General features: G+C 36.8%; 18 protein-coding genes and 4 pseudogenes. 7 read left to right on the top strand and 15 right to left on the bottom strand.

Annotation, left to right across the window (positions count from 1 at the left end; all coding sequences use genetic code 11):
* Positions 1-162: pseudogene (locus ACTBZY_RS16235) on the top strand (proline--tRNA ligase); the annotation flags it as partial.
* A gap of 51 nt (positions 163-213) precedes the next feature.
* Entirely contained in the window at positions 214-636 is a 423-nt protein-coding gene (locus ACTBZY_RS16230) for an FKBP-type peptidyl-prolyl cis-trans isomerase (protein WP_463047398.1), read from the top strand.
* Between the two features lie 103 nt (positions 637-739).
* On the opposite strand, the gene ACTBZY_RS16225 is transcribed toward ACTBZY_RS16230, so the two are convergent.
* The gene (locus tag ACTBZY_RS16225) at positions 740-1,702 is read right to left on the bottom strand and encodes a methylenetetrahydrofolate reductase (protein WP_463047397.1); all 963 of its coding nucleotides are present in this window, start codon (positions 1,700-1,702) and stop codon (positions 740-742) included.
* A 135-nt stretch (positions 1,703-1,837) separates the two neighbouring features.
* On the opposite strand from ACTBZY_RS16225, the gene ACTBZY_RS16220 reads away from it, so the two are divergent.
* Positions 1,838-2,707 (top strand): hypothetical protein, encoded by an 870-nt coding sequence (locus ACTBZY_RS16220; protein WP_463047396.1) that lies wholly within the window; start codon positions 1,838-1,840, stop codon positions 2,705-2,707.
* Between the two features lie 222 nt (positions 2,708-2,929).
* On the opposite strand, the gene ACTBZY_RS16215 is transcribed toward ACTBZY_RS16220, so the two are convergent.
* The gene (locus tag ACTBZY_RS16215; protein ID WP_463047395.1) at positions 2,930-3,895 is read right to left on the bottom strand and encodes a sodium-dependent bicarbonate transport family permease; all 966 of its coding nucleotides are present in this window, start codon (positions 3,893-3,895) and stop codon (positions 2,930-2,932) included.
* 97 nt (positions 3,896-3,992) lie between these two features.
* Positions 3,993-4,274 (bottom strand): hypothetical protein, encoded by a 282-nt coding sequence (locus ACTBZY_RS16210; RefSeq protein ID WP_463047394.1) that lies wholly within the window; start codon positions 4,272-4,274, stop codon positions 3,993-3,995.
* Between the two features lie 141 nt (positions 4,275-4,415).
* Between ACTBZY_RS16210 and ACTBZY_RS16205 the strand changes: the two genes are divergently transcribed.
* Positions 4,416-5,339: a LysR family transcriptional regulator gene (locus ACTBZY_RS16205; protein ID WP_463047393.1), complete on the top strand. Its 924-nt coding sequence runs from the start codon at positions 4,416-4,418 to the stop codon at positions 5,337-5,339.
* Positions 5,340-5,686: 347 nt separating this feature from the next.
* On the opposite strand, the gene ACTBZY_RS16200 is transcribed toward ACTBZY_RS16205, so the two are convergent.
* Positions 5,687-6,412 carry a GIN domain-containing protein gene (locus tag ACTBZY_RS16200; protein ID WP_463047392.1) on the bottom strand — a complete coding sequence of 242 codons (726 nt, stop codon included), beginning with the start codon at positions 6,410-6,412 and terminating at the stop codon, positions 5,687-5,689.
* Positions 6,413-6,569: 157 nt separating this feature from the next.
* Here ACTBZY_RS16200 and ACTBZY_RS16195 point away from each other — a divergent pair, with 157 nt between their 5' ends.
* The 3 genes from ACTBZY_RS16195 (at position 6,570) to ACTBZY_RS16185 (ending at position 10,010) form a co-directional block, all read left to right on the top strand.
* On the top strand, positions 6,570-7,175 hold the full coding sequence (locus ACTBZY_RS16195; RefSeq protein WP_463047391.1) for an RNA polymerase sigma-70 factor: 606 nt from the start codon (positions 6,570-6,572) through the stop codon (positions 7,173-7,175).
* Entirely contained in the window at positions 7,172-8,134 is a 963-nt protein-coding gene (locus ACTBZY_RS16190; protein WP_463047390.1) for a FecR family protein, read from the top strand. Before ACTBZY_RS16195 ends, ACTBZY_RS16190 begins: the two co-directional genes overlap by 4 nt.
* An 88-nt stretch (positions 8,135-8,222) precedes the next feature.
* Entirely contained in the window at positions 8,223-10,010 is a 1,788-nt protein-coding gene (locus ACTBZY_RS16185) for an LA_2272 family surface repeat-containing protein (RefSeq protein WP_463047389.1), read from the top strand.
* A gap of 226 nt (positions 10,011-10,236) precedes the next feature.
* Here ACTBZY_RS16185 and ACTBZY_RS16180 read toward each other — a convergent pair whose 3' ends face one another.
* The 11 genes and pseudogenes from ACTBZY_RS16180 to ACTBZY_RS16130 all read right to left on the bottom strand — a co-directional run bounded on the left by ACTBZY_RS16180 (position 10,237) and on the right by ACTBZY_RS16130 (position 15,941).
* On the bottom strand, positions 10,237-11,010 hold the full coding sequence (locus tag ACTBZY_RS16180; protein ID WP_463047387.1) for a class I SAM-dependent methyltransferase: 774 nt from the start codon (positions 11,008-11,010) through the stop codon (positions 10,237-10,239).
* 446 nt (positions 11,011-11,456) lie between these two features.
* Positions 11,457-11,558: pseudogene (locus ACTBZY_RS16175) on the bottom strand (hypothetical protein); the annotation flags it as partial.
* A gap of 9 nt (positions 11,559-11,567) precedes the next feature.
* Positions 11,568-11,705: a hypothetical protein gene (locus ACTBZY_RS16170; protein WP_463047386.1), complete on the bottom strand. Its 138-nt coding sequence runs from the start codon at positions 11,703-11,705 to the stop codon at positions 11,568-11,570.
* Between the two features lie 111 nt (positions 11,706-11,816).
* A pseudogene (locus tag ACTBZY_RS16165) lies at positions 11,817-11,990 on the bottom strand (Fic family protein); the annotation flags it as partial.
* A 294-nt stretch (positions 11,991-12,284) separates the two neighbouring features.
* Positions 12,285-12,446 (bottom strand): annotated as a pseudogene (locus ACTBZY_RS16160) (DUF4172 domain-containing protein); the annotation flags it as partial.
* Between the two features lie 254 nt (positions 12,447-12,700).
* The gene (locus tag ACTBZY_RS16155) at positions 12,701-12,850 is read right to left on the bottom strand and encodes a hypothetical protein (RefSeq protein WP_463047385.1); all 150 of its coding nucleotides are present in this window, start codon (positions 12,848-12,850) and stop codon (positions 12,701-12,703) included.
* Positions 12,851-12,912: 62 nt separating this feature from the next.
* Positions 12,913-13,317 (bottom strand): DUF3592 domain-containing protein, encoded by a 405-nt coding sequence (locus ACTBZY_RS16150; RefSeq protein ID WP_463047384.1) that lies wholly within the window; start codon positions 13,315-13,317, stop codon positions 12,913-12,915.
* A 254-nt stretch (positions 13,318-13,571) separates the two neighbouring features.
* Entirely contained in the window at positions 13,572-14,192 is a 621-nt protein-coding gene (locus ACTBZY_RS16145; RefSeq protein WP_463047383.1) for a hypothetical protein, read from the bottom strand.
* Between the two features lie 53 nt (positions 14,193-14,245).
* Positions 14,246-15,259 carry a phosphotriesterase family protein gene (locus tag ACTBZY_RS16140; protein WP_463047382.1) on the bottom strand — a complete coding sequence of 338 codons (1,014 nt, stop codon included), beginning with the start codon at positions 15,257-15,259 and terminating at the stop codon, positions 14,246-14,248.
* Between the two features lie 110 nt (positions 15,260-15,369).
* Positions 15,370-15,567, bottom strand: coding sequence for a hypothetical protein (locus ACTBZY_RS16135; RefSeq protein WP_463047381.1), 198 nt, complete (start codon positions 15,565-15,567; stop codon positions 15,370-15,372).
* A 107-nt stretch (positions 15,568-15,674) separates the two neighbouring features.
* Positions 15,675-15,941 (bottom strand): hypothetical protein, encoded by a 267-nt coding sequence (locus tag ACTBZY_RS16130; protein WP_463047380.1) that lies wholly within the window; start codon positions 15,939-15,941, stop codon positions 15,675-15,677.
* Between the last annotated feature and the right edge of the window lie 84 nt (positions 15,942-16,025).

Raw genomic sequence — 16,025 nt, 5'->3', positions numbered from 1 at the left:
TCTGCTCACTGGGATGGAACTTCAGAAACCGAAGACAAGATAAAGGAACTAACAAAGGCTACTATCCGTTGCATACCTTTAGATGCGGATACGGAAGAAGGTAATTGTATTCTTACTGGAAACCCTTCTGCAAGAAGAGTACTATTTGCTAAGGCATATTAAGTAGACGCTTAGAAATTATATTTTTTTTTGAATTCAAATAAATACAGGACGATGGTAAAGGCAGGTGACACAATCAAAGTACATTACAAAGGAACACTAAACGACGGAAGTCAATTTGATAGCTCAGAAGGAAGAGAACCTTTAGAGTTTCAAGTAGGCGGAGGCATGGTTATCAAAGGTTTTGATGATGGAGTGTTAGGAATGAAAGTAGGTGATAAAAAAAGCGTAAACATTCCTGCAAAAGAAGCCTATGGCGATGCAAACCCTGAAATGGTTTTTGATTTTGAGAGAGCTCAAATCCCTAATGATATTCCTTTAGAAGTGGGTGGTACATTGACGATGAACAATGGTCAGCAAAATGTTCCCGTAAAAATAGTAGCAGTAGAAGAAACAAATATCAAATTAGATGCAAATCACCCACTAGCTGGACAAGATTTGAACTTTGATTTAGAATTAGTTGCTGTTCAAGGCTAAACAGTCTGGACTAATAAGTTTTTAATAACTTACAGTCTTTAAAAAATGAGAGTCGACAAATATTGCCGACTCTTTTTTTATGTCCTAAAATGTCTTTTTAATTTCAAAAAACTTCTTTAGCCACAGCCAAAGTAGTATTAGATTTACTCATAGTATAAAAATGCAAAGCAGGCACTCCATATTCTTTTAGTTCTTTACACTGCTGAATACACCACTCCACGCCCACTTCTCTAGCACCCGTGTTATCTTTCGCGTGTTGAACACCCTTTCTCAAATCCTCTGGCATATCGCAAAAAAACAAGTCGGGCAATATTTGGAGCTGAGGCTTGGTAGCCAATACTTTTAAGCCCGGAATAATTGGAATTTGAATACCGTTTGCTCGGCATTTATTTACGAAATCAAAGTATTTCTGATTATTGAAAAACATCTGCGTGACAATATAATCCATCCCCGCATCCACCTTTCTTTTTAAGTTTTCAAAATCTACCTCCATACTCTGTGCTTCATAGTGCTTTTCAGGGTATGCTGCACCGCCAATACAAAAGTCTGGATGCTGCTCATGCATCATCTCTTCATATAAGTATTTGCCCATATTAATATCCTTTATCTGCCCTATTAACTCAGAAGCAAACTGATGCCCACCTTTTTTAGGTTTGAAGACATTGAAAGGTTTTGCAATATCTCCCCGAAGAGCCATGATATTCTCAATACCCAAATAATTAAGGTCAAAAAGCAAATCTTCGGTATCCTCTTTATTGAAACCGCCACAAAGAACGTGTGGTACCGCATCCACATTAAATTTATGCATAATGGCCGAGCAAATACCCACTGTACCAGGACGTTTCCTAGTTCTTACTTCTTTCTGACCTCCATCTGGCATGGTCTTAATCAAATACTCTTCTCTGTGGTAGGTAACGTCAATAAAAGGAGGCTTTAGCTCCATCATAGGTTCTATACTTTCCAATAATTCCGAAATACTGTTACTACCTTTGGATGGTGGTATTATTTCTATTGAAAAAAGTGTTTTGCCCTTAGCATTTTCAATATGTTCTGTGACTTTGGCCATACCATGTATTTTATAATTTCTACCGCAAAAATAGATAATCCCCCTTTCTTACAAATTTGTAGACTAGGTATTTAATAAACTTCGTACATTTTGGATAAATTATCTTTTAAACAACCCTATTAACGGAAACAACAGATGAAAAAACTATGGATTTTAGTACTAATTACACTTGGTGCAAGTAGCATTCAGGCACAGGAATCTTCTAAACATGCCAAATACCTAGGAGAATACAGCGTAAAGGACGCTCCATTCTCAACTATTCTTATCAGCTTAAACAATGGCCAACTCTGGGGTGAAGCTGTAGGTGCTGGAGAATCCGAATTAGTAGCTACAGATGTCGCTAACACTTTCAGCTTGGCTTCCGTACCGAGAGGTCGCTTGGTTTTTACCGCCGAAAAAAACATTATTAAATCTTTAGAATTAATCATGGACGGGCAGAGCGTTAAAGGGATGCGTAAGCTACCCGCTCTTTCAGACTTTGCAGGTGTTTTTGTTTTTGAGGCTGGTGGTCCCATTTCCAAAATCACCGTAGGCGAAGACAATGGGCTGCTAAGTATTGATGTTCCGGAATTTGGCCAAGCCACCATTGATAACACTAGCGTAATTGACAAGTTTTACGAATCCAATTATCAAAGTGATTTCATCTTTATCAGAAACGAAAAAGGTGAAGTAAGCACACTTAAAATAAACATTCCAAGCCAAGGGATGAGCATAGAAGGTGTAAAAGAAATGAAGGTAAAAATGCCTTCATTTGACAAATATGTAGGAAAATACAACTTTGTGGATGTAGACCTTAGCCTAAAAACGGAAATTAGAGAGGGCAAACTTTACGGCATAACAGAGCAAGGTGAAGCCTTTTTGACGCCAACAAGTAAGCCCGATTTCTTTGAAATCCAAGGTGTAAACGGTACTGTGGAATTCAAGGTAAATGCGAAAAATGCTGTAACGGAAGCTATTTTAACCTACGACGGGCAAAAAATGACGGCCTATCCATCTGCTGGTTAAGCACTTCAAACAAAAAACAAAAAGAACTCCGCCAAACAGCGGAGTTCTTTTTGTTTGAAAGCCGCCAAAGTTTATGGAAAACACTTTTCATTCCCTCTAAATAACATGTATATGGAGAGGGTATTTACCACCAAAATGTACTAAACAAGAAACCTATGACAGACTGCTCCCAAAACATCAAATGCTAAATCTTAGAAACGGCTAAAAATTCCAAGCTCCAAACTAGAACAAAGATGATACATAAAAGTACAGTGGCATGCCTACTGTAATATTTATAGGGAAAGTTACAGCCAAAGCCATTGGCAAATAAAGTCCAGGGTTGGCTTCAGGCACCGTTATTTTCATCGCGGCTGGTACAGCAATATAAGACGCACTGGCGGCCAGAATGGCAAACATGAATCTATTACTAATATCATCCGTAACGTACGAGCTTATAACTGCGAAAAGACATCCATTTATTAGCGGAATAATGATTGCAAACAAAAGAGGGAAAACGCCAAAAGAAAAGAATGATTTCAGCTTTTTGCCACTTGTAATTCCCATATCTAAAAGAAAAATAGCCAAAAAACCCTTAAACAAGTCGTTGGTAAAAGGTTTGATACCTTCCGCTTGTTTGTCATTTGCCAAGAATCCTATTACCAAACTTCCGAGAATTAATAATACACTACCATTGGTTAAGGAGTGTTTAATAACCGTGGGTATTTTGATTTTTGGGGAGGCATCTCCTTTCCTGAATACGGAAATTAAAACCAATCCAACAATAATTGCTGGCGACTCCATTAAAGCCATCACGGCTACCATATGACCGTGAAGAATCATCTGCTGTGCTTCCAAATAAGATGCCGCTGTTACAAAGGTTACAGCACTTACAGAACCATACGCTGCGGCTACAGCACCAGCATCAAACACATTAAGTTTTCTCTTCAGAATAAAAAAAGTACACAAAGGGATTAAGGCAGAAATACCTATACCTAGCATCATAGAAAGACCAATCTCAGTGCTAAAGGTTTCGTGTGATAGCTCTTGCCCACCCCTAAAACCAATGGCGAACAAGAGATAAAGTGATATGAATTTTGAGGAATTAGCTGGAATGGCCAAGTCGCTCTTTAAAGAAACTGCAATGATACCAAGCACAAAAAATAGCAATGCTGGGTTTGTTAAGTTTTCTATAAGTAAGTTATAATTCATTAATTGTTTTAATATGAAAAATGAGGTTTAAAATCACCAGAATGGGCTCAATGATTTTACTGTCGAAAGATGGAATTAAATCGCTCACTTAAAACTCCTACTCGTTCGAAAATGCAATATTAATATCTGAGCTAATTTTCAATTTTAAACCTTTGGCTTCGGCTTCAGATAAAATCTCTTTCAAGCGTTCCAATGACTTTTTTAGCTCAGGAATTCTTTTCACTGCTGTGGCGTGGTCTATTCCGAGACGTTCTTGTGAGCTAAAATTTTTCATTTGATGAAAATTGATTTTGTTAGAAAATACATTCATTAAAATGTCCTTCACTTCCTCATGCAAGAAGGTCCCCTCTATGAAAGTTAATTTATCATTTGTGCTCATCTTGTTTTTTGTTTTAAAGCTATTCCTAGCCCATAATTAAATCTGTTCTATAAGACGCCTTGTCTTAAAACGCCGCAAAATTGAAAACTTCAATTCATAAGTTTTTATTTATATTTGTTATGTAATACATAAATATTTTTAATGAACTATACGCTCAATCAGTTACAGATTTTTTTGAAAATTGTAGAAACACAAAGCGTTACAAAGGCCTCCGAAGAGCTAAACCTTACGCAACCCGCTGTTTCCATTCAACTTAAAAATCTTCAAGACCAGTTTGAAATACCCCTTACAGAATTGATTGGAAGAAGGATTTACATTACAGATTTTGGGAAGGAAATCGCAACGGCAGCTGAAAACATTATCAATCAGGTTAATGCCATCAACTTTAAGACCCTGGCCTATAAGGGGCAATTGACAGGGAAGTTGAAGATTTCAGTGGTATCCACAGGAAAGTATGTCATGCCATATTTTCTAGCCGATTTTATGAGTCAGCACTCTGGAATACAGCTTTTAATGGATGTTACTAATAAGAATAAAGTGGTTAAAAGTCTGGAAAACAATGAAGTTGACTTTGCCCTTGTCTCGGTATTGCCTACTTCACTAAATATAGAAAAACTTGATTTGCTTCAGAATAAATTATACTTGGTAGGAAATAGCCACTCAAAACTCAAAAGGGTCTCCAAAACAAAAGAAATATTTAAAGATTTACCCTTAATCTTTAGAGAGAAAGGCTCTGGGACTCGGCAATCCATGGAGCGTTTTATTGACCAAAATACAATTTCAGTAATAAAAAAGATGGAATTAACATCTAATGAAGCCGTGAAGCAGGCATTATTAGCAGGTTTAGGCTATTCTATTATGCCTTTAATTGGCATAAGAAATGAAATTCGCAACAAGGAATTACAAATAATTCCGATTAAGGGTTTACCCATCAAAACTACATGGTGCCTTATTTGGTTAAAAGGCAAAAAACATTCCCCGGTTTCTGCTTCATTTTTGGAGTATTTAAAAAGTGAAAAGTCGCAAATAGTTCATGACAAATTCAGCTGGTATGAACAGTACTAAAATATCGAAGCCATATGCTATTCCAAGCGTCATTTCCTCTAGAATCATTGCTTGAGGATTCATAAGAAGAACCCTTATCAGAAGGAATAACTTTGCAAATAATAAGCAATGGCCTACAAGGAATATCCTCCTTCTACAGCCATGAATCAATGTCTACCTTATCAATAATATTTGTACCAAACGCACTACATGATTTTTGGAAATTAATTCATATAACAATTCAGGAAGAAAGGATAACTGATTAGGATCACAATCCTAAAAAACATCTTCCTTATTGCTTTCATATTGGAAGTTTAAACCAAACAAAGAGACTGCCCCTTTTTTAGACAACCTCTTTGTTTTACTAGCTAATCTTTGTTGACCTTACTGGCACCTGATAGGTCTTGTTCTATTCTTGGGATACCTCTATAATTTACGGTGCTGGCTCCACTAGCATCGACTTTCAAGTATTCTTTTACAGCCACATTGGCTTTACTAGCTCCTGAAAGTTCTAGATAAGCTTCTTCGGAATCTGCATCATAAGCATTTAATTTTGAGGCTCCAGATAAGTCTGCTTTTATTATAGGAATCTCCTTTCTTAAAGTAAGCGTGGATGCCCCGCTTATCTCGGCATTAAGCTCTCCTGTTGGCACATCAAAAGTAAGCTTTGACGCTCCACCTATATCTACCTTAAAATCTGCGAAATAAGTAAAATCTACTATCCTCACCGTAGCAGCTCCAGAAATATCTGCTTCCAAAAGGTCTGGCATTTCAATCAGTAACTCGACCTTATTTCGGTTTACAGCTCTAAAGATATTCCTGTCATAAAAACTAACCTTCAAAGTGTTATTCACCACTCGCACGTTGAGGTCATTTAAGTCTTTTGCACTGCCGTTTGCCGTCACTTTAAATGAAGAAGAGGGTATAATAACCACATCCATGGCTGAACCTAAGTCCACCGCATCGAAATCATTTACATTGAAAACCTCTTCTTCGTTTTCTGCAAAAACATCATTTTCAAAATCTATGCTCACGCATGAATTGAAAAAAACGACCATTAAGGTCACTAGTAATACGGGTTTAAGCTTTCTCATATTTTATTATAATTCTTGATAATCGAATAAAAGACAACTCATCTTAAACTTACCCCTACGCCCTCTTATAAATAGTTTTAAAAAAAATAAAAAAATGATACGTAGGGGTATTTCGGTTTTTGGCTGTCATTACTTAAATGATAAGACCTAACTATGTATGTTTGCACTAGCTAAAACAAGAGAAATAGAACTTTTGGACACCGAACAAGCATACCTCCGAAAAATTAGAGAGGGTAATAAGAACGCCTTTGAAAGTGTTTTTAGAACCTACTATGAGGACCTAGCCAGATATGCCTTTTCTATCTTAAAAAGAAAAGAAGAATCTGAAGACTTGGTACAACAGGTTTTTGTCAATTTCTGGGAAAAACGTGAGCAAACTATTATCTCCGGCTCTCTTAGATCCTACCTTTTCAGGTCTGTTCATAATCAAAGTTTAAACCTTATAAAGCATGAAAAAGTAAAAGCCAGCTATGTGGAGCATAGCCAGTTTTTTGACATTAAATACCGTTCTGATGTAGAAGAAAGTGTGGAGGGAATGGAACTAGAACTTCAGATAGAATCCATCATTGAAAGTTTACCCACGGAGTGCCGTAAAATATTCATAATGAATAGAATGGAATCATTGAAATATAAAGAGATAGCAGACCAGCTAGGTATTTCTATCAAAACCGTGGAGAATCAGATTGGTAAAGCATTGAAAATACTTAGAAGTTCGCTAGCACCATATCTAGTGAGTCTTCTTTTAATTTGTTTTGGAGCATGAAAAAGGCAATTGACGAAAATATATTAGCCAGATATTTTGACCAATCAGCATCTTCTGAGGAGCTGAGGATTCTTCAAATATGGCTTGAAGAAAATGAAGAGAATGCGGTTCTGCTAAAGCAATACCAAAGGGTTTGGTCTGCTACGGATAAGGAAGTACAAGCGTTTAAACCAAATACAGATTTGGCATGGGAAAAAATTAATTCAAAAATTAAAGTTGAAAAGAAGAAGTCCGGTTATCTCAGCATAGCGGCGGCAGTGGTAGGAGTGCTACTGCTCAGCACCTACTTTTTAGTAAAACATAATAAGCCTATAGTATACCTCTCTTTAAGTTCCGAAAAAGTTGCCCAAACCAAAACCTTGGCAGACGGAAGTACCGTGACATTAAATTCTTTTTCCCTTTTAGAGTATCCAGAAGAATTTGGATCAAAAGAGAGACGCATAAAACTTATAGGCGAAGCATTTTTTGACATCAGCAAAAACCCCGACAAACCATTTATCATTGAAGCCAATGGCACAGAAATAAAAGTACTAGGAACATCTTTTAGTATTTCTGCAAGAGACGAAAACGTAAAAGTAAGTGTCAATTCTGGAACGGTGGAGTTTAGAAAAACGGAACATAAAAAAGTCATCTTACAAAAAGGCGACGAAGCCACCTACGAAAGTATCAAAGACACCATTAAAACGGCTCCCATTTTAGACAGAAATGTCTTCGCCTACAAAACCAAAGTTTTTGAATTTAAGAACACCAACTTGGAAGATGTGGTGAATGTCTTGAACAAAGGTTACCAATCCGACATTAAGCTAGAAGGGGAAAACTGGGAGAACTATGCCCTTACCACTAGATTTGAAAACGAAAACCTCTCTGAAGCACTCGGGATCATAGCGGAAACTTTAGAACTTAAAATTCAGAATAAAGATAAAACTTACATTTTAGCAAAAAAGACTAAAACGGAATAGGGGTTTTTTAGGCGAGGGTTGTCTATTTATTAGATAACAAATTATGAAAATAAACTTCCGTGATATATGTCGGGAGCAACACAAATTAATGAAAAAGCTAATACTTATTTTCGCCGTTCTTTTTTGCCAGATGGCCTTTGGTCAGAGCGATGTGCTATCAAAACGTATTTCTGTTAATTTTATAAGCATTCCCTTAGAAGACGCATTAAAAAGCATTGAAACCAAAGCAGATTTACAGTTCTCTTATAATGCTAATCATGTTGATACTGGTCGGAAAATAAACTATCAAGCTACCGCTAATAGTGTTCAGAACATACTGACAGACATTTTAGGCCATGAGATTGAGATACGCACCAAAGGGAAATATGTCATTCTTCAAAAAACGAAACCGCAGGAAAAAAAAGACTTTTTCGTAATGGGCTACATTGAAGATGCAGAAACGGGTGAAAAGATAATCAACGCCAGTATTTACGAGCCTCTAACACTGGCTTCTGCCCTATCTAACCGTTATGGTTATTACAAAATAAAACTACCCAGAAACCAGAAAGACATAGACCTCCGCTTTTCAAAAGAGGCATATAGCACAGCATTGGTAAACGTTTTTGAAAGAACGGATATCAAAATGAATGTGGATTTAGACAAAGAGCTTAGACAAAAACAGCTTACCGCTAACATTGCTCAAATAGAATTACGAAGCATAAAGAAAGACAGCCTTCCTAAAACTGAATTTCCAGAAATAGCGAAACCGCAGCCTGTGCCTGTTCCCCAACCTGAAACAAAAAGATTAGCGGTAGATATTGACATTAAAGACCAACTGGCTTTTGTAGATAAAACTTATAAAAGCGGCAAAGAGCAATTTGTAGATTGGTTTCTAAGTACCAAACAGGCACTTCACAGAAATAACATTAACGACAGCCTTTACAAACCTTACCAGATTTCTATTTTGCCATTTATTGGCACCAACCAAAAGCTTAGCCCCTTTGTGGCGAATGATTTCTCTTTCAATGTGATAGCAGGATACACGGGAAGCGTAAGCAAACTAGAGATTGGCTCGGTAGCAAATATCATCAGAAAAGACATGACGGGTGTCCAAATAGCTGGAGCTCTAAATGTGGTAGGCCATAAAACTACCGGTGCACAAATAGCCGGAGCTGTAAACATAAACATAGGCGATGCCGACGGATTCATAAGCAGTGGTTCACTTAATCTTAATCTTAAAGACGCCAGTGGGTTTAATGCTACTGGTGGGGCCAACGTTACTTTAGGCACTTTTAAGGGCGTTCAGATTGCTCCTTTTAACTATGCCACTAGGCTTGTTGGTTCGCAAATAGGTGTGTTTAACTTTTCTCATGAAGCAAAAGGAACCCCGATTGGTTTTTTCACCTATGTTCATAAAAATGGATACAGAAGAATAGAGCTAGCAGCCTCTGACCTAAACGCCACCGAAATCAGTTTTAAAACCGGAACCAAGAGTTTTTATAATATTTTCACCACCGCATTTAACTACGGCAAAGAAGACAAGGAATTATTTGGCCTAGGTTATGGATTAGGAACCTCATGGAAATATGGTAAAAGATTCAGCTCCAATTTAGACTTCATAGGAATGGCCTATATCCCAGAAAACTTTGACAACGTAGATTACTTAAACCAACAGTTTAGGGCCAGTTTTGGACTAGAGTTTAAAATCACGAAATACATCGCTCTCTTCGCCGCCCCATCCTTAAACTTCTTAGCAAGCAGAAATGACGACCTCACTTTCTCCAACCCAAAATTCCTAGTGTCAGAAACCAGAGGTGACTTCTTTGGCTACGATTCTAACCTCTATACTTGGTTTGGGTATAAGTTTGGCCTGAGAATATGTAATAAGGGGGTGTAGTTTATTGGGGAAATCATCTCTCATAAGATAACATTTGAGACCTTCGTTCTAGAAAGACAAATTGAAGATTTTTACCCAAATCAATATGCTTACCCCCTAGTTTCTTTGTTAAACCTCAATTACACATCCAAGGAAAATAGTTTCACCCAAAAAAAACGCATTGGGGCATACGTAGTCTTATTTAGATATTGCAAATATGCTCAATTGCTAGAAAAATAATTTTACCCTAAACACCATCCTCATTTAGTATAGGTTTCTGACCGGCAACACAATAGGAATCTAGCCTGTATTTTTTACCATAAATTAGCATCTCCGGTTCGATTGTCCGAGACGATAAAAAAAACTTCAAACCATTCAATTCTAATTGAGTCCGCCAATCTTGTTGATCATAAATATTAAATCCGTATTCAGTCAAAGGAATTAAGCTAAAAAACTTTTTAGCCCTAAAGCCTGCATAAAACTTACCACCGGGTTTTAATACCCTCAGCACCTCTTTCAAATGAATTGATGGCAAATCCCAGAAATAAATGACATTAACACAATAGATTTTATCGAATGTGTTATCTTCAAATGGCATTTTTCCGCTATCCCCGCAAACTAAGTCGAGCTTGCCTGATTTTACAGTTTCAGCATTTTTCCGTTTTGCTCCCTTTACCATCTGTGATGAATACTCCAACCCAGAAACGTGGAGGTTTTTAGCCACTTTAAAAACATCGTTAAAAAATTTGCCGTTACCGAATCCTATTTCAAGAACTCTTTCGCCGTCTTCTAGTTTAAGAGACTGTATAGTGAAATCATGTATAAATCTATTGGTTTTGTTCATTACGTTCCCTACTCGTTTGGCAAAAATGCCGTGAGGTCTCCGCAATTGGCCAGCAACAATTTCATTTCGCTTGGACTCAAAAAAATCAAATATCATGGATACGTTTATTACCAACTGGTTGTTGCATTTCTTCAACAAGAAATGCCTATAAAGACATAAATATAAAATCTTAATCACTCAGGTGAAACACTTTGTTTATAAAAAAAGCGGTTAAATGTTAAGACAGTTTCAAGGAAGAGAAACAAGTAGTGATATATTTTGAAGCTTTTCAGAACGGAATCAATACAGGGTCTAAGGCTAGCAGATAGTATTAATAACCTTTGTGCTAGAAAGTTAAAGCGGTCTACTACTTTTTCTATCAGAACATCATGTGCAATGTTCCAAGAGCGGGATAGCGAGCTTAACGATAATGCTATTAGAATCTCTTCCCAGTCCGTTTTCCTGTCAAAGTCATGCACTCTTTTACAGAACATCTCTTTTTTACCAATCCTAAACATTCAAAACAGAAGAGACTTCTAGCGTAATGACCCAAACCTATATACTCCATTTGAATATAAATTTGGCGTGAGGATATCTAATAAGGGGTGTAATTCTAAAGGCTAGCGTATGGTTTTAATTATACGCTAGCTCAAATTCAAAAAATACCTACTAGACTTCAGTTCGCCAGTTTTCTTAAAAACAGTTTTTTCTACCAAATTGGCTAAATCACGCCTGATGGTGGCTCTCGAAGCACCTTAATACACATACAGTTCGGCACTTAAACCACCTTGAAAACCTTCTATTCCCTCTTTAAACATCCTGAGTACGGCCTTCTTTTGTCTTTCATTAAGTATGCTTTTATGCTTTTCAAAGAATTTAGTTTTTGCTATCACAAAATCTATCAAACTCAACATTTACTCCTGAGCTTCCACTATAACTTCTGAAAAGAATACTAACCATTTTGTGATGTCCAAACTGTGATTGCTCTTATGTAAAGTCTCGTATTATGCCTTTCGGTTTAATTCTATTGTGTGAGCTATGGCCACCAAACTCGGTCTACCCATTCTCTCCGACAATACTTTCTCTGCCAGTGCTCTTCCTATTCTTCCGTTTCCATCTTCATAAGGATGTATTATCTCAAAATACAAATGTGCTATTCCGGCATGAACTAACACAGGTAGCTTACTAGCTCCTTTATACCAAACTTAAAGTCGTCCATGTTTTTACACTACCAGTTTTACGGCGGTGCCTCAAAAAACACGCAATTTGACTGATAATTACCCGCCACTATCTGTATAGGTCTGAATGCGTCCTATAGCCTTCTAAATCTCGGCAACCATTCATAAGCATGTTATGCCAGCCGTAAAGCATTTCATGGTTCTATTCTTTGCCATAACTCCGATATAAATCCACCATCATTTCAGACACACCATATTCATTGGCCTTAACCTTTCTATTTTCGGTCTTTAAGCCTAGGTGTTTCCTTTAGAAGACTGCACCGAGTTTCGGTCAAGCACCTCCCCTTCTATGCGAGAAGTGGTAAAAGCTTCATCACTTAATAAATCCACTCGTATGGTTTCCAAATCACCATCACCCATGTGCTTTAAACTACCCATAACCAACCTGGAATTCTGAAAAAACTTAGACTCATAAGTCTACAGCACCTCCGAATCATAGGTGAACATTGGCCAGTCTTTTAGTTCCCAAACCCACTTCATGAGCTATATCTTTTAGATTTATAAAGTATTTTTTATAAATCATTTCCCCGAAAATAGTGAGTCATATTGCCATATTTATAAGCCAGAAGGCTGGTGAAGATTTGAAGAAAATGCATAATACAGCATGCCTTTACCAGATAAGAACATAAAATGATAGGCAAAAGTAAACGCTATAATAATATCAGTCTAAGCTGCCTCCTTTCACCACTTGCTTCGTCTCGCCAAAGTGTACGCTGCACTTTTTTATTTCCACCCATGAATGCCGCAGTGTCAGCAAGTGAGAATCTGCTGAAGGAGGTACTACGGTGATTATGACTCATTTTAAACCAGCGGTTTGTGGGCTCTTTAAATTCAAAATAACTTACCTTATACAATTAACACGTCACAAACCTCTAGCATATAAAAAATAACCTCCGCCAATAATCAGGAGAGAGAAGGCAAAACATAAGAGCAATATGGTGTACCGGTATAAGCCCCAAAAAGAAACCACTTTTCTTACCTCACCATCTTTGGCATATAAAATATTCACATAATCGCCCACTTGGTAAGGTGCTGGCTTTGAAGCTACATCACTTACAAATGAAACTTTAGCCCCTAACCTATCGGTAAATTCATAAACGGGCTTATAGCTGTAGCCATTATCTCCACGAATAGGAATTAAATCTACTACCTCCGCTCTAGTTTTTACGCCGTCATTTATTAATCGCTGGGTTTGGGCGAATTGCGAATACGCAAAATAAAACAACACCAGCGAAGCCAATAACAAACCACTATACAAATACTCCATCAACTTCATTTTGTTTTCTATAAAAGACCGTTCGGTTTTTCAAGCTTAGATTTCTCTTTCCTTTTCTGAGAATCTTGCCGGAATGAGTCTGCACTTATTTTATAGCTTTCAATATATTTTATTTTCCTCCCACATGAATACCGAAGCGTTTATGGCCGCATTCAAACCGAAAGTTTGAGAACACTACAACTAAGCTACATTTATCCGCCTTAGGAGTAAGCTTCGCAGATCAGGCACTTCGGAGAAAATTCAATTTATTCTTTACAATTAGCTTTATACAAATCCATGTATTCAAAAACCAAGGCAACTGCATTAGCTTTCATATCTTTAACTAAAGAATCGTTTATACGAACATCATTCGTAATCTTATAAACCTTACACCAATCTGAGTCCATTGCTTTTTGAGCCTCAATAATGGCCGCAATTATATTGACCGTATAACTCTTACTATTCTTTAATTTTGCTTTTCTGGCATAAACCAATGATTCATTGACGTCAAAATAGTTATCCAAAGCTTTTAAATAAGCCATACAAATTAGCAAATCACCGCTAGATTTCTCAAGAAATTCTTCTTTATCACCAAATTTGTATTTTCCTTTTAGATATTGATAAAATACGTTTGAATTGTCCTTACCGTCAAAAACCCAACCTAATTTATTGATTAAGGCTATTTTGACTTCCAAAGGATTTTCACTTTTGACTAAATACGTCATCAATTCCTTAGTCAACGTACCATCCGTTTTTGAAGCCAACTGAACAATCTTCACATCCTGATATGCCTTACTAAATTCTATGGAAGTTAGTGGCGAATCGGCAAATGTATTATGGCTAAATAATAGTACCACTAATAGTACTAAAACTGAATTTATTTTCATTTGAATGTATTTATGTGGTAGAGTATCGCCAAAGCGAAAACCTGCAAGAGAGCCTAATTGTTGGTTCTTCTTATTTTAATACCAAAAGCTTCTTTCGGATTACTTACCATAATTTGATTGATATCCTCTTCTGTAAATCCATTTTTACGCATTTCTGGAATCAAGTTTTCAAAAATGGCCTCAAATTTTTTCATACCACCGCCATTCCGAAAAGCATTACCGTCATGAGATAATAATACCTTATTCAGTAAATTATTCTCTTTAAAAAGTTGGATTCTTTTAAGGTATTCGCTGGTATTGTTTTCATTGACCCCATCCAGTGAAATCCACGCTCCCTTAGATGCAAAATCTATTAATATCTCATCATTTTCAAGCTTGCTAGCATGCGTCCAAATCCATGCACTGGGATGAATGTTATATTCGCTAAGAAGTTCGGTCTGTAGTTTTACGGCTTCCATATTTGCCCCAGTATGTACAGCCAAAGTCAGGCCTGTACTAAGATGAGTAAGCAATCCTGCCTCAAACAGTTTTTTGTCAATATCGGAAGGTGCCATACCATCATCAAAAGCTAATTTGATAAAGCCTGGTTTAATAGCTGTTCCTTTAATTCCATTTTCAAATTCATCAATCCAAATTTCTGAAATAGATTCGGCACTGGCATCATAGGCAAAGGCTGGAATGTATCGGTCATTTGCCGCTCCATAAAACCCAGTATTGGTGATAATTTGAACTCCAGAAGAATCTGATATCGTCTTTAGAAGGTCAACTCTTCTACCAAAATATGCTGTGGTACAGTCAAAAATAGCATGAACACCTAAAGATTTCAAATGCTTTAAATAAGGGATAACTTGATTGAACAATTTAAGGCTATCATAATTTGACGCCTCATCCATTTCTTTGCCAAAATTTGACATAATGTGTTCATGAGTTAAGGACATCCCCAATTCAGACACATCAATTGGACCTTGGACGGTGTTTATTTGTTTTTGTTTTTCACCGTTTTGACAGGCTGATAATAGCACTACCAAATTGAGTATCAGTAAAAGCTTAACTGTTACACTTTTCATAATATAAGATTCCTTGATTTGAGTATTCATTACTTCCTTAAGACAAATAACATAGTTTGAAAGGCAAAATACGCATTCCCCTCGGCAGGGTCTTGCCAGAACCGTCATCATTACAAATTCATCATCCTACTCGGATTTTGACGAGTATCAAATGCGTCTGTTATTAAAATGGAATCTTCAGAAAGGACTCTATAAATCACTTTGGTATGCCTAGATACGATATACCTATATTCATGTTTCAGAGAAATCAAATTCTCTTCTAGTTGACCGGAATTCGGATATTCTTTAAGCCTATTTGGTGGATTCATAAATCTCTTGAATAACTTGTTTTGCTACTTTAACACCTGCTGCCTTTTTTATAAAAGCCATAGATTTCTTCTAGACGCTTTGATGCAAAACTTGACCAAATAATCGTTTAATTCAACGATTTCTGTTCTAGTTCTTCTTGCGTGATGAAGTCACCCTTTTTATAGTCCTCCTCACTTTCAAGCGTCCTTTTTATAATAGCCTCTTTGGTCAATGGATTTAAGTCAATCGACTTTTTACTTAAAGCTTCGCTAGTCAATTTCTCAATCAAAGAATCTATGAATTCTTCACCAAAACAATCGTCGTTAAGTTTTAGGATCGTCTGTTTTCCAGTTCGCTTAATTATTAAATTCTCTATATTCTTGAATTTTACCAAAGATAGTCAAAAAATGAAATCAAAATTCTACACTGCTACGCGAAAAGTGTAAAACGTATTCCGGTCTTTAAACCAGAGGCTTAA

The organism is Arcticibacterium sp. (assembly GCF_055134445.1).
Note: the sequence above shows the minus strand (reverse complement) of the source record. Positions and strands in the feature narration are given on the sequence as shown.